The organism is Paenibacillus glycanilyticus (genome assembly GCF_030161375.1).
GTDB classification, from domain to species: Bacteria; Bacillota; Bacilli; order Paenibacillales; family Paenibacillaceae; genus Pristimantibacillus; species Pristimantibacillus glycanilyticus_B.
Window position 1 is genome coordinate 309,865 of the sequence record NZ_BSSQ01000006.1, and the last position, 13,780, is coordinate 323,644.

Consider the following 13,780-nt stretch of genomic DNA (forward strand, 5'->3'; position numbering starts at 1 on the left):
ACTCGTTGCAAGCGGTAAGCCGTCGGCGCGCCGATGGTTGGATTAGATTAAGAGATTAAAGAGGACGGGATCTTTGTTCAGTTCAACGAACTGAAAGCCTTTCTTCTGCATCCGCCCGATCAGCGGCGCATAGTCTTCGCGCTGCTTGAGCTCAATGCCGACAAGGGCCGGTCCGTTGTCTTTATTATGTTTCTTCGTATACTCGAAGCGGGTAATATCGTCGTTTGGACCAAGGACATCATCCAGGAATTCTCGGAGCGCTCCAGCTCGCTGTGGAAAACTAAGCATGAAATAATGCTTTAGTCCTTCATAGATGAGCGAGCGTTCTTTAATTTCCTGCATCCGGTCGACATCGTTATTGCCGCCGCTAATAATGCAAACAACGGTTTTACCCGCAATCTCGTCGCGCATCAAGTCGAGCGCCGCAATCGGCAACGCGCCGGCCGGTTCAGCGACAATGGCATTTTCATTGTACAGATCAAGCAAGGTCGTGCAGATTTTTCCTTCCGGAACGGTGAGCACGTCGTCAAGCAGCTCGCGGCAGATTGCAAAGGTCATATCGCCGATCCGCTTAACGGCAGCGCCGTCTACAAACTTGTCGATATGCTCTAGCGGCGTAACTTCGCCGGCATCAAGCGACACGCGCAGCGATGGCGCGCCTTCCGGCTCCACGCCAATGACCTTCGTCATAGGGGATACGGTTTTGACGTAAGAGGCAACGCCTGCTACAAGACCTCCGCCGCCAACGGACGCCAGGATATAGTCGGGTACCGTATCGGCTGATTCCATCAGCTCTTGGCCAACTGTTCCGTTGCCCGCGATGATCTTCGGATCGTCAAACGGATGGATAAAGGCCATGCCGCTGCGCTGGCTTTCGGCCACGGCTTCGGCATAAGCATCGTCAAACGTATCGCCGGTCAGCACAACTTCGACAAACTCGCCGCCGAAGAAGGAGACTTGGTTCACTTTTTGCCGCGGCGTCGTGCTTGGCATGTAGATTTTGCCGTGAACGCCAAGGTTCTGGCAGGAGTAAGCGACCCCTTGCGCATGATTGCCCGCGCTAGCGCAAACAACGCCGGCAGCGAGACGTTCAGGCGGAAGTGACCGCATGAGGTGATAAGCGCCGCGGATCTTGAACGAACGGACGATCTGCAAGTCTTCGCGCTTTAGGAATACATTGCAGCCGTAACGTTCGGACAACACGCGGTTATATTGCAAGGGCGTGCGGGTAATAACATCTTTTAGATGCATTTGAGCATGAACGATATCTTCGAGCCCGATCTTGTAAGAATAAGAGGATTGAAAATCCATATTAAAAGTCACCTCATTTATAGTCGCAAACAGTCGTCATTCGACAAACACTAATGATTTATTATAGCACTATCTTTGTTATTATGTAGGCGAAAAGGAGGGAGACAAAATGTTCCGCTGGTTGAAATGGTCCATCATTGTATTGGTACTGCTCGTTGCCGCCGCCGCTGGCGGGGGACTGTGGCTCAAATCTTACGTGGCTCCTTCGGAGAAGCTTGATCTGGCTTATGATCCGGTCTCGATTGAAGATAAAGCTCTTCAGATGGTCGCGAACCTGAAGCCTGAGATTGTGCTGTCGGAAGCGGATGTGAACAATCTGATCAAAAGCCAGCTGCAAGGCGGCCATTCGGCATCGCTGCCACCGGATATGAAGCTGGATGGCGCGCGTTTTGAGCTTAGCGGTGACCGGTTGATTGCCCATTTGAACATGACGTATCGCGACTTCTTGCCGGTTGGCATGCTCGCGACTTATAAGATGAGCTGGAAGGCGCCGAATCTGATCATTGAGCCTGTATCGCTTACCGTCAAAGATTATGATCTAGGCAAGGAACGTTTGGACCGAATGGTTGTCCCCATCCAGCTGCCCAGCATGATCTCGATCCGCGACATGCAGTTTCAGAGCAATCAGATTGTCATCGGGCTTAAGCTGAGTATACGACTGTAGCGTGTAGAGGCGGATCGCATAAAAAAATGATCCCTGACGTACAAGGATCATGGTCTCCGGACTTTATTTGCCGCTATTTACGCGCTGGGAAGAAGTAATGTACACGGTCAGATAGATAATGCCCGTCACGACGGCCAATATAAAGCCTAGACTGGAGATGAAGCCGAATACAAACAAGGGCACCGGACTTGGATCGGTATAGGCAATCTCATAATACCGGGCTGGATTGTCGATGACTTTGAAGAAATAAATTCCGCTTGCGATGGCCCCTAGCAGCCAGACAACCGCTCCCGTGATCATCAAGACGATGAGGGATTTTTTTGATTTGATCGGCAATGTAATTTCTCCCCTATTCATGTTGGATAATTAAGAGATGACTTGAACAGAAGTATATCATAAAAGTTAAATTTTGGAGATCGATAGCTGTATATGGCGTTTACGGAAAGCTTATATTGAACTTGCTAGAGATTATTCATATAATTTAGAAAAATACGTTACGGTAAAGGGTCATATCGTGGACAAAAAAATTGTGGACGTTGCAAAGCTGGCAGGCGTATCCGCCGCTACCGTATCCCGAGTGCTTAACGAAAGCAGTCTGGTATCGGAAAAAACGAAAATAAAAGTGCTCAAAGCGATCGAGGAGATGGATTACCATCCGAATGCGGCAGCCAAGCATCTGCGTTCCCAACGGACGATGACGCTAGGCATTATCGTACCGGATATTAATGTGTCTTATTTCTCCGAGATCATCAAAGGCATTGAAAATAAGGCTTACGCCCATAAATATAAAGTACTGATCTGCGACTCGGACAACCAGATCGACAAAGAGATGGAGTACCTCGGACTTCTGCCGGACCGTACGGTTGACGGCATGATTCTGGTTACGCCGCGCGTCAGTGACGACACCATTAACGATTATGTTCGGAAAGGTTATGTGATTGGCGTAGTTGGCCGAGCCGTCGTACATGAAGATATATTGAGCTGCAAGACGGATAACGTGAAGTTCTCAAACGAAGCGGTACGCCATCTGGTTGAGCAAGGGCATCAGCAGATTGCTTATATTGGCGGTTACTCCGATTCTCTCGAGAATTATGAGCGGATGGAAGGCTACATGAAGGCGCTGAAGGATGGAAAAATACCGTTCCTGCCAACGCTGATCGATAACGGGGATTTTGAGGAGACGGGCGGTTATCAGGCGTTTTGCCGTCTGCTTGAGCGTAACCAATCGTTCACGGCCGTCTATTGCGCCAACGACGAGATGGCCCTTGGCGTATACCGCGCCTGCCGGGAGAAAGGCATTCGCATTCCCGAAGACATGGCCATCGTAGGCGTCGATAACAACCGGATTACGGAATATTTGCTGCCTTCCCTAAGCACGGTAGAGCAGCCGAAATACGAGATGGGAGCCCAGCTTACGGAGAAGCTGATCGCCCAGATGAACGGTAATAGCGTCGACGAGCGCAAAAAGCATATGATCGAATCCACGTTAATTATCAGGGATTCATCGAGTTATAAGCGTAAATAGATTTGGGATTTAAAGACTGCCGCGCGGCAGTCTTTTTTTGTTGACCGGAGAAGTCACTTAACGATGTGGGGTATCGTAAAGCGTGGCGAAACGAGCAAAAAGGTCGGAAAGTAGCTAGTTGGGTGATCTTAACGATGCGCGGCATCGTTAAGGAACCGTAATAGTGGAAAGCGATAGGGCTTAACGATGCAGGGCATTGTTAAGTGTGGCGGAAACGAGCAAAAAGGTCGGGAAAGTTGCTAGTTGGGTGATCTTAGCGATGCGCGGCATCGTAAAGGAGCCGGAATCGTGGAAAACGAGAAGGCTTAACGATGCGCAGCATCGCTAAGCGGGGTTGCTTGCAGAATGCGTTGCCGATGTAATCGGCGAGCGAATGAGCCGGAAATCGGCCATATCGCTATAAATCCGTCCCTTTTCACGGAACTTTGTTATCGATTTCACAATGGTTACATCAACGATCACCATGCGGAGTATCCGATAAACCCCATAAACACGCGGTTTATCACTATTCCACAAAAAAAATTCCAAAAACTTTAAAAACAATTATTGAAATCGATTTCAGTCCGTGCTAAGATCTGTTTATATAAGTCAGGCAAAAAGAAAGTGATGCAATGAACGAGAGTAAAATCATTGACGTAGCCAATCGCGCAAACGTATCCGTAGCAACCGTATCAAGAGTGCTCAATCGCAGTGAGTTGGTCAGCGAGAAGACGAAGAAGCGGGTGCTCGAAGCCATTCAGGAGATGAATTACACGCCGAATGCAATGGCCAAGAACCTGCGGTCCAGGAAAACGATGAAGATTGGCGTTGTTGTCGCGGACATTCAAGTTTCTTATTTCGCGGAGATCATTAAAGGCATCGAGAATATGGCGAACTCGCTCGACTACAACGTCATTATCTGCGATGCGCAGAACAAGAAGCAGAAGGAACTCGAATATGTATCGCTGCTGCAGAACAGAACGGTAGACGGCATGATATTCGTTACTCCCGAGATGACCAACAAAGAATTGATCGCCCTCGTTGAGGACGGCTGCAGCATCGGCGTTATTGGGAGAAACATTGATCACGAGCAGATTCCATGCGCCTTCACGGATAACGTGAAGATTGCGAGGGATGTCGTGAATCATCTGATCGAGCAGGGGCATGAGAAGATTGCGTTCCTGAGCGGATATGCCGACGCCATCGACAGCTATGAACGGCTTGAAGGCTATATGAAAGCGCTTCGAGACGCGGGAATGCCGTTTGTTCCGGATCTCATCGACAACGGGGATTTTAATGAAGACGGCGGTTACCTCAGCTTCCTGAGGCTTCTCGAGAAGAACGACGACTTCACCGCAATCTTTACCGCAAACGACGAGATGGCATTAGGGGTGTACAAAGCTTGCAAGCAGCTGTCCATCCGGGTACCGCAGCAACTCGCCATAGTTGGGGTTGATAATATTAGGCTGACCAAGTATATCGTGCCGCGTCTTAGCACGGTCGACCAGCCGAAATATACGATGGGAGCGCTGCTCACCGAGAAGCTGATAGACCAGATGAACAACAACGAGTTTAAGGACAGAAGGACGTTTAAGGTCGAGTCCAAGCTGCTGATCCGGGAATCTTCGATGTTTAGCCGGGATCGGAACGCCGAGACGATCGCAAGCGAAGCAACACGGTAAGCCATTTTTTTTGCAACATAAAGAAATCGATTACATTTTCGAATTCTGCATCAGCTTATTTTGAAGTCACGGAGGAATGCCGGTATGAAAGGATTGTTCCAGGAGCTCGCAAGGAATAGAATTTTGTTCCTCATGATTGCGCCTGCTTTATTATTCTTTATTGTGTTTGCTTACGTCCCGATGGTTGGCGTCTACTACGCGTTCACCAGGTTCAGCTTTGACGGCGGATTGTTCGGCGGCGAATTCATCGGATTCAAAAACTTCGAATTTCTGTTTAACTCGGGGGTACTGTGGAATCTGACGAAAAATACGGTGCTTTACAACATCGCTTTCATCATCATCAGCAATGTCCTGCAGCTGGCTTGCGCGATTTTCTTAAGCGAGCTGCCCGGCAAATGGTTCAAGAAATCAACGCAGTCCATCATGTTCCTGCCGTTCTTCGTATCGTTTGTTCTTGTAGGCGCTTTCGTATTTAACCTGTTCTCGAACGCGGGCGTTATCAACACGATGCTGACGTCGCTCGGCTTGCAGAATTACGACTTCTACCTGCATACGGCGCCTTGGAAATACATCATCGTATTCTTCCATGTGTGGAAGGGACTTGGTTACGGAACGGTCATCTATCTGGCGGCGATTATGAGCATCAGCGACGAATACCATGAAGCGGCGAAGATTGACGGAGCGAACATTTTCAAACGGGTTAGGCATATTACGCTTCCGCTGCTCGTTCCAACGTTTGTTCTGCTGATCCTGCTCAGTCTCGGCGGCATTCTGAAAGGCCAGTTCGACCTCTTCTACCAAATCATCGGCAACAACGGCATGTTGTACAACTCGACAGACATTATCGATACGTACGTATACCGCTCGCTTGCGGTCAATTTCGATATCGGCATGGGTACGGCAGCCGGACTTTATCAATCGCTATTTGGCTTCGTGTTAATTATCTTGGTTAACTATATCATTCGGAAAGTGCAGAAGGACTACGCACTGTTCTAAGCTGTAAGTTTTTCATTCGAAAAACAAAGCTAATGCTTACGAAGTAAGTTTTTCACTCGAAAAACTTTTTAGGAGGACCAACATGAAAATTAGAATGGAAAGAGCAACGGTCGTCTTCAACATCATGGGTTACGCGTTGATAACTATATTGACCGTGCTATGTTTGCTGCCGTTCCTGCTCATCGTCTCCGGCTCGTTTACGCCGGAGATCCAGATTATATCCAAAGGCTTCAGCCTCATACCGGAAACGTTCTCTCTGGACGCTTATAAGGCAGCGTTCAGCAATCCGAAACAAATTCTCGACGGCTACAAAGTGACGATCTTTATCACGGTGGTTGGTACGGCCGTTGGTTTGTTTCTAACTTCAATGGCGGGTTTCGTCCTGTCCCGAAAAGACTTCAAATACCGCGACCAGCTGTCCTTCTTCATCTACTTAACGACGTTGTTCAGCGGCGGACTTATTCCTTGGTACATTCTGATCACGAAACACCTGGATTTGAAAGACACCTATATGGCGCTTATCGTGCCAACGCTTCTTAGCGCATGGAACATCATCCTCATGAAAAACTTCATGAAGTCCATCCCCGACTCGATCGTGGAATCGGCCAAGATCGACGGCGCGGGCGAGTTTACGATCTACTTGAAGCTGATCCTGCCGCTATCCGGTCCCGGCCTAGCCACAATCGGATTGTTTATGGCGCTAGGCTACTGGAACGACTGGTTTATGGCGAATTTGTTCATTACGAGCGAATCCCATTATCCATTGCAATTCTTGCTGTACAAGATTCTCGCAAGCGCTGCCGTACTGAAGACCAACGTGGCGGGCAACCTGTCGCCTACGTTCCAGCCGCCTGCCGAGACGCTCAAGATGGCCGCAGCCGTAATCGCAACGGGGCCAATCGTATTCTTGTATCCGTTCGTTCAGCGCTTCTTCGTTAAAGGGCTGACGATCGGCGCCGTGAAAGGTTAGAACCGGCCATTAGGCTGGCTAACATATAGGTTCACTAAATAAAAGGAGGAGTCATCAAGCATGAAAACAAAGATAAAAACAATGGGCACTGTCCTCGTTTCCACCGCTATTATGGCAAGTATGCTTGCAGCCTGCGGCTCGGGCAACAATAATTCGAACAATTCGTCGAATGCAAGCGCGAGTCCAAGTACAGAAGCAAGCGGCAATACGAATTCGGGCAACACGGCAGAAGCCAAAACGCCGGATACTTCCAAAAAGGTTGAACTGACTTGGTACCTGCTCGGCGATCCGGCTCCGGATCAGCAAAAAGTCGTTGCGGAGTGGAACAAGATGCTCTCGGCAGACTTGAATACGACCGTTAAGCTGAACTTCACGACTTGGACAGACTGGCAAACGAAATATAACCTGCTGCTTGCTTCCGGCGAGAAAGTCGATATGATCTTCGCTTCCTCATGGGCGGACTTTTATAAATTCGCAAACCAGGGCGCCTTTATGCCTCTGAATGATCTCCTCCCAACCTATGCGCCAACAACATGGAGCAGCGTGTCGGAGCAAGACTGGAAGGAAGCAACGGTTAACGACAAGATCTATGCGATTCCTGCCACTTATCCGGAATATACGCCAGACGGCCTTGTATACCGAGACGACTGGAGACAAGAGTTTGGTCTTCCCGAGATTAAAGACGTGGATTCCATCGAGGCTTACCTTGACGGCGTGAAGAAAAACAAAGGCGTAACGCCAATTAACGGCAAAGCGTACAACGAAGTATTTACGATGTTCAAAGCGTCTCAAGGCTACCAGCAAATCGGCGGCGACAGCGGCGTGATCGTAGCGAAATCGTACGACACTCCGCGCGATATTGTTGCGTATCCGTTCACTCCGGAGTTTGAAGCTTGGGTGAAGAAGATGAAGACTTGGTCCGAGAAAGGCTTCTGGAAATCCGATACGCTGTCTGATCAAAAAGAAGCAGGCGACGCGATCAAAACAGGCCAAGGTGCCGTGTACTGGCGTAACGCTCCTGGAGCAGGCGGCTTCATCACGGGCATGGAGAAATCCAATCCGGACATTAAGCTCGGCTACTTCCCGTTTAGCCGTTTCCACAACTTGACGATGCCTACGTTGTCGGTTAACAACGCAATGGCTATTCCTAAGAGCGCGCCTAACGCAGAACGTTCCCTGATGGTTCTCGACAAGCTGCGCAACGATCCGAAGTATTATGATCTGATGAGCTACGGTCTGGAAGGCACGGACTACTCGATGGATGCGGACGGCAAACATATCGTTACGCCTCCTGCCGGCGTAGAGGCGAAAGACTTCAAAGGCTACGGCATCGCAAGCTGGGGCTACCGCGTGGAATCGATGGAGCGCGTGAAGCAAGCGGGCGGCTGGAGCGGCTTCGACGCTTTGCTTGAAGAGTTCAAATCGCAAAGCAAACCGAACATTTTTGCGCAAGTTATCATGGACTACGCTCCCGTGAAATCGCAGCAAGCAGCGGTTAACTCGGTTATCCAGCAATACGGCATGCCGCTTATGATGGGTCTTGTTCCTGACGTGGATAAGGCTATCGCGACTTACCGCAAGCAGCTGGAAGCGGCAGGCGTAAACGATGTGCTGAAATACGTGCAAGAGCAAGCAAACAAATCGTTTGATGCACAAGGATTAAAATAATAGGTTTTGCATGACCAAAGGGGATGTGTGACCTGTGCGTAGGGATTGGCGTACGCATTCGTCCTCATCCTCTTTTTTGCTTACCAATAAAGATAGACAGGGGAGACATCATGCTGAAGACAACTTTAACGCTGGAAACTATAAATGGCGTAAATATTCCGTTCCAGAATGGGATTCCCGTCCCTTCCTTCGAACCGCAGACAAGGGGGACAATAACGCTGAACGGCGAGTGGCGGAAACGCCGCCTTGCCATGGATCATGAGTTCTCGCTTGCTCCCCGTTCGAAAGAATGGCTAGCTGAGCTAGAGAGCCGTGAGGGAGACTATGTCGGGGGCACAGACCTAGACGCTTGGCAGCCGCATCAAGTTCCATCGCCGGAAAACAACCTGACAGGGCTGCCGGAAGCGAAATCGGCAGAGACGTATGAAGACGGCGTTTGGTACCGGAGAACGTTCACCATGGCAAGCAAATCCGAAGCGTATGCCTATACGCTTAAAGCGCTGAGCATTAGTTACGTGGCTGATATTTGGATCAACGGAAGCTGGATTGGCTGCCATGAAGGCGGGTTTACGCCATTTGCGTTTGATCTGACGGAAGTGCTGCGCGCGGGGGACAATGAGATTCGCATCCGCGTCGACAATCCGCCGTGGGGCAGCCGTACCGATACGATCCCGGCGGTTGCGGGAACGGATTTCTTCAATTACACGGGTATTATTCAAGATCTATATATCGAAATGACGCCTCAAGCGGCCATCGTTCGGGTGGATATCGTTCCGCAAGATGTGAACGGCAAGCTGGATGTGAAGGTCGTGCTGCATAACCGCGGCAAGGATGCGGTTCATGTAGCGCTGGCGGGAAGCTTGCTCGAAGCACATCCGGAAGCGCCCAACTTCTTGCAATCCCCGCTTGCCTCGTCGCTTATCGGCATTCCGGTCGTCACGGATAAACCAATGAATAGCGAGCTGACGTTGCAGCCGGATGAAGTACAGGCGGTACAGTTTGAAGTGATCGTCCAAGATCCGAAGTTATGGTCGGTGTGGCAGCCGAATTTGTATGTGGCGACCTTTAGACTTACCGCGGCCGGCGCGGCTACGTTGGCGCAGGATTCGTTCAGCACCCAGTTCGGCATTCGTACCGTGCGCACGGATAAGACGAGAATATTGCTGAATGGGCAATCGGTCTTCATGGCGGGCATGGCAAGACATGAAGAATGGCCGGACACCGGACGGACAGCGGCTTGGGAGCGGATTCGCACGGACCTTGAGCAAATCCGCGAGCTTAATGTCAACATGGTACGAACCGGACATTATCCAAACCATGTGTACACGTATTTGCTGCTTGACCGGATGGGGTTGATGGCGATGAGCGAAATTCCGCTCTGGCAGTTCGAGTCGGAGCATTATGAAGCGCAGGAGGAGAAACGCCTAGCCGATCAGATGTGGCGCGAGATGGTGTTCTCCCAGTACAACCGACCGTCCGTTCTCCTGTGGAGCACGCAAAACGAATCCAAGGACGTATCGCTTCGCCTCGCCTATAACGAACGTCTGGTCCGCGACTTGCGCGACAACTACAACGACGGCCGTCTGCTGACGCAAAGCTCGGCGGCGGATCAGCCGGGTCCTCATGATCCGTCGATGGCGCCGCTTGATGTGGCGGCTTGGACGATGTATTTTGGCATTTTCCATGGCGGGACGTATTACGAAGGGACACGGCAGTTTCTGGAGGAAGCGAACCGGATCTTCCCGGACAAACCGATCCTGAATACCGAGTTTGGCCATTGGTCCTCCGGCGGCATGGAAGGCGAGCAGGCCATTACTTATGAAGAGACGTTGCGCGCCTTAATGGAGAAGGGGACTTTGAGCGCGGAAGGAGAAGACAATCCGGTTGGCTACGTAGCCGGGATCGACTTCTGGATTATGTACGACTGGTACGTGAACCACAACAACTGGATTGATACATTTGGCGTTATTCATATGGACCGCAATACGGAGAAGCCGGTTGCTTCGCTCATTCGCCGGGATTACGGCGTGATCACGAGCCATAATCGCGGTTTTGGCTGCCAGGCGCTGGAGGGGGCGGCGAATGAGAAGGTTTAGTGCGGTTATGCTTCCCGTTCTCTTGGTGGCCATGCTGGCGACGGCTTGCAGCGGAGGGAATTCTGGTGGCACAAGTTCATCAAGCGGCAAGCAGGTTCAAGTATGGCTGACCACCCCGGATCGTAGTAAGCTGCTGCAGCAAGAGGAGAGTCTGAAGCTGACTAAAGCCAAGGATTCGGATTCAGAAGAGGGCGTCGTAACGATCGATGACCAGAAGGTCTATCAGCAGATGGACGGTTTTGGCGCTTCGCTCACGGATTCTTCGGCTTGGCTTATTGCGAATAAGATGAATGACGCGCAGCGCGGCGATTTGATGGGCAAACTGTTTGATCATGAACAAGGAATTGGCATCAGCTATTTGCGCGTGCCGCTGGGCGCTTCGGATTTTGCCGTGGAGAATTATTCTTTCGATGACATGCCGGCAGGCGAGAGCGACCCGGAGCTGAAGAACTTCTCTCTCGGCCACGACAAGGAATATATCATTCCGACTCTTCAGCAGGCGCTGAAGATTAATCCGGATTTGAAGCTGATGGGCAGTCCTTGGAGCCCGCCGGGCTGGATGAAAACAACGGATTCCGTTATTGGCGGCAGTCTGAAGCAGGAGGCATATGAGCCGTTTGCGAATTATTTGGTGAAGATCATTCAGGGCTACGAAGCGGAAGGCGTTCCGTTTGACGCGATTACGCTTCAGAATGAGCCGCATTATACGCCGGAGGACTATCCGGGTATGCGGATGGAGCCACTGGAGCAGGCAGAATTGATTAAGAATGATGTCGGCCCCGCATTTGAGAAGAACAACATTAAGTCCAAGATCGTCATCTGGGACCATAACTGGGATGAGCCGTATTACCCGCTGACGATTCTGAATGATCCGGATGCTTTGAAATATGTGGACGGGACGGCTTTTCACGGTTATGCGGGAGAGGTTGGCAACCAAGCTCAGGTGCATGACGCGTATCCGGACAAAAATCTTTATTTCACCGAGAGCAGCGGCGGCGCATGGTCGACGGACTTCGGCGGCAATCTCAAATGGGATATGGAAAATCTCATTATCGGCGCAACGCGCAACTGGGCGAAGGTGGTCCTGAAGTGGAACCTGGCGCTAGATGAGAACTACGGTCCAACGATTGGCGGCTGCAAGGATTGCATGGGCGTCGTGACGATTAACCAAGGAACCGGCGATGTCACTTTGAACTCGGAATATTACTCGTTTGGCCATGCGAGTAAATTCGTCAAATCCGGGGCTTACCGGATTGAATCCGGCGAGTCGGTTAGCGGTGGGATTGAACAGGTGGCATTCAAAAATCCGGACGGCTCGATTGTACTCGTCGCGCTTAACGCGGCTGGCGAAGATCAAGAACTGAAGGTAAAGATCGGCGGCCAATTGTTTGCCTACACGATGCCTGCAGGGGCTGTAGCTACGTTTGTGCTGCCGGGAACGGATCGCAAGTAAATTAGTAGAGGGTTAGAGGAGGAGACGACAATGTCTACGCTTCATACAGTTGAAACTTGGCTCAGCTCGGAGCTCGCGCCGGGCAATAATCGTTGGTTCGAAGGTCCGGCAGTCCCCGATTATGCCTTAAGCAATCAGTCGGCAATCGCGTTAACCGCTCCTTCGGTCTCGGATTTAACGACCATCCTGGTAACGCCGGGCCATACGTATCAGCAGATGCTTGGCATCGGCACGTCGGTTGAAGAAACAACGATTCATAATTTGCTGAAGATGGATCCGGCTTCGCGGGACCGGTTCATCCAGCAACTGGCGGACAAGGAGAATGGTCTAGGCTTTAATCTGTTCCGGATTACGATTGGAACATCGGATTTTACGGCTCAGCCGTTTTATACGTATAACGATCTCCCGGAGGGGGAGACGGACTTTGAGATGGAGCATTTCTCCATTCAGAAAGATATCGACTTGTCGATCATAGAGACGGTTCAACAGTTGCTGAAGGCTGCGCCCGATGCGAGGATATTTGCTTCGCCTTGGAGCCCTCCGGCTTGGATGAAGACAAACGGAGATCTGAAGCGGGGAAGTTTGAAGGAAGGCATTGAATATACCGAAGCGCTGGCGAGATATTATCGCCTAGCTATTCAAGCATTCGAGGAGCATGGCATCCCGGTCTGCGCGATGACGCTGCAGAACGAACCGCTGCTCGAGACGGATTATCCAAGCTGTTATATGTCGCCGGAGCGCCAACAGGAGCTTGCGATTGCGCTGAAGCGGGAGTTCGAAGAGCATAACCTGACGACCGAGCTGTGGATCTTCGATCATAACTTTGCGGATGCGATGGGTTACGTGACGCCCATCTTGAATGATTCGGAAGGTTATGCGGCCGTAGACGGCATTGCGCTCCATGATTATGACGGCTCGCCGGAAGTCATGAGCGAGATTCATGCGGCCTACCCGGAGAAGCCGATTTATTTGACCGAGCGCTCCCTCTGGGGAACGGCCGGCGCGGACCGGATGGCGCAATACTTCCGCAATTATGCCTGCAGCTACAATGCTTGGGTAACAATGCTAGACAGCCGGATCGGCACGCATCAATGGCTTGGCCAACCGGGCCCAACGATGCTCGTGCAGGATGCCGACGAACCAAACCGCTCCTGGCGTACGCCGGAATTCAACCTCATTGCCCAGTACTCCCGATTTGTCGAGCGTGGCGCTTATCGAATCGGCAGCAATTACGGCTCGCGGGAGACGGTTACGAACGTCGCGTTCCGCAACCCGGACGGCACGATTGTCCTAGTTGCCATCAACAGGACGGCGGAGGAGCAGCCATTCCGCGTGCTCTGCGAAGGCAAACAATTCGTCGCGACCCTCCCGGCAGGAAGCGTGGGGACCTACCTCTGGAAGTAGGAGATAGTTGAATAAGCAGAAACGGATACCGT

At 51.1% G+C, this 13,780-nt stretch carries 11 protein-coding genes; 9 read left to right on the plus strand and 2 right to left on the minus strand.

All coding sequences use genetic code 11. The annotated features are described in order from the left end of the window. Window positions 1–42 precede the first annotated feature (42 nt). Complete coding sequence (gene ilvA, locus QQK89_RS08820; protein WP_284238169.1) at window positions 43–1,311, minus strand: threonine ammonia-lyase IlvA; 1,269 nt, start codon at window positions 1,309–1,311, stop codon at window positions 43–45. A 109-nt stretch (window positions 1,312–1,420) separates the two neighbouring features. Here ilvA and QQK89_RS08825 point away from each other — a divergent pair, with 109 nt between their 5' ends. Then, window positions 1,421–1,975, plus strand: a complete 555-nt coding sequence (locus QQK89_RS08825; protein WP_284238170.1) for a hypothetical protein — start codon at window positions 1,421–1,423, stop codon at window positions 1,973–1,975. A gap of 63 nt (window positions 1,976–2,038) precedes the next feature. Here QQK89_RS08825 and QQK89_RS08830 read toward each other — a convergent pair whose 3' ends face one another. Then, window positions 2,039–2,311 carry a hypothetical protein gene (locus tag QQK89_RS08830; protein ID WP_284238171.1) on the minus strand — a complete coding sequence of 91 codons (273 nt, stop codon included), beginning with the start codon at window positions 2,309–2,311 and terminating at the stop codon, window positions 2,039–2,041. A 178-nt stretch (window positions 2,312–2,489) separates the two neighbouring features. Here QQK89_RS08830 and QQK89_RS08835 point away from each other — a divergent pair, with 178 nt between their 5' ends. The 8 genes from QQK89_RS08835 to QQK89_RS08870 all read left to right on the plus strand — a co-directional run bounded on the left by QQK89_RS08835 (window position 2,490) and on the right by QQK89_RS08870 (window position 13,748). Next, the gene (locus tag QQK89_RS08835; RefSeq protein ID WP_284238172.1) at window positions 2,490–3,500 is read left to right on the plus strand and encodes a LacI family DNA-binding transcriptional regulator; all 1,011 of its coding nucleotides are present in this window, start codon (window positions 2,490–2,492) and stop codon (window positions 3,498–3,500) included. Window positions 3,501–4,111: 611 nt separating this feature from the next. Beyond that, window positions 4,112–5,161, plus strand: a complete 1,050-nt coding sequence (locus QQK89_RS08840) for a LacI family DNA-binding transcriptional regulator (protein ID WP_284238173.1) — start codon at window positions 4,112–4,114, stop codon at window positions 5,159–5,161. Between the two features lie 84 nt (window positions 5,162–5,245). Then, a complete protein-coding gene (locus QQK89_RS08845) occupies window positions 5,246–6,157 on the plus strand; it encodes an ABC transporter permease (RefSeq protein WP_284238174.1) in 912 nt (303 codons plus the stop codon). An 82-nt stretch (window positions 6,158–6,239) separates the two neighbouring features. Then, on the plus strand, window positions 6,240–7,127 hold the full coding sequence (locus QQK89_RS08850; protein ID WP_284238175.1) for a carbohydrate ABC transporter permease: 888 nt from the start codon (window positions 6,240–6,242) through the stop codon (window positions 7,125–7,127). Window positions 7,128–7,187: 60 nt separating this feature from the next. Continuing rightward, window positions 7,188–8,795, plus strand: a complete 1,608-nt coding sequence (locus QQK89_RS08855) for an extracellular solute-binding protein (RefSeq protein ID WP_284238176.1) — start codon at window positions 7,188–7,190, stop codon at window positions 8,793–8,795. A 110-nt stretch (window positions 8,796–8,905) separates the two neighbouring features. After that, window positions 8,906–10,891 (plus strand): glycoside hydrolase family 2 TIM barrel-domain containing protein, encoded by a 1,986-nt coding sequence (locus tag QQK89_RS08860; RefSeq protein ID WP_284238177.1) that lies wholly within the window; start codon window positions 8,906–8,908, stop codon window positions 10,889–10,891. After that, window positions 10,878–12,344: a glycoside hydrolase family 30 protein gene (locus QQK89_RS08865; protein ID WP_284238178.1), complete on the plus strand. Its 1,467-nt coding sequence runs from the start codon at window positions 10,878–10,880 to the stop codon at window positions 12,342–12,344. Before QQK89_RS08860 ends, QQK89_RS08865 begins: the two co-directional genes overlap by 14 nt. A 30-nt stretch (window positions 12,345–12,374) precedes the next feature. Beyond that, window positions 12,375–13,748: a glycoside hydrolase family 30 protein gene (locus tag QQK89_RS08870; protein WP_284238179.1), complete on the plus strand. Its 1,374-nt coding sequence runs from the start codon at window positions 12,375–12,377 to the stop codon at window positions 13,746–13,748. Window positions 13,749–13,780 lie beyond the last annotated feature (32 nt).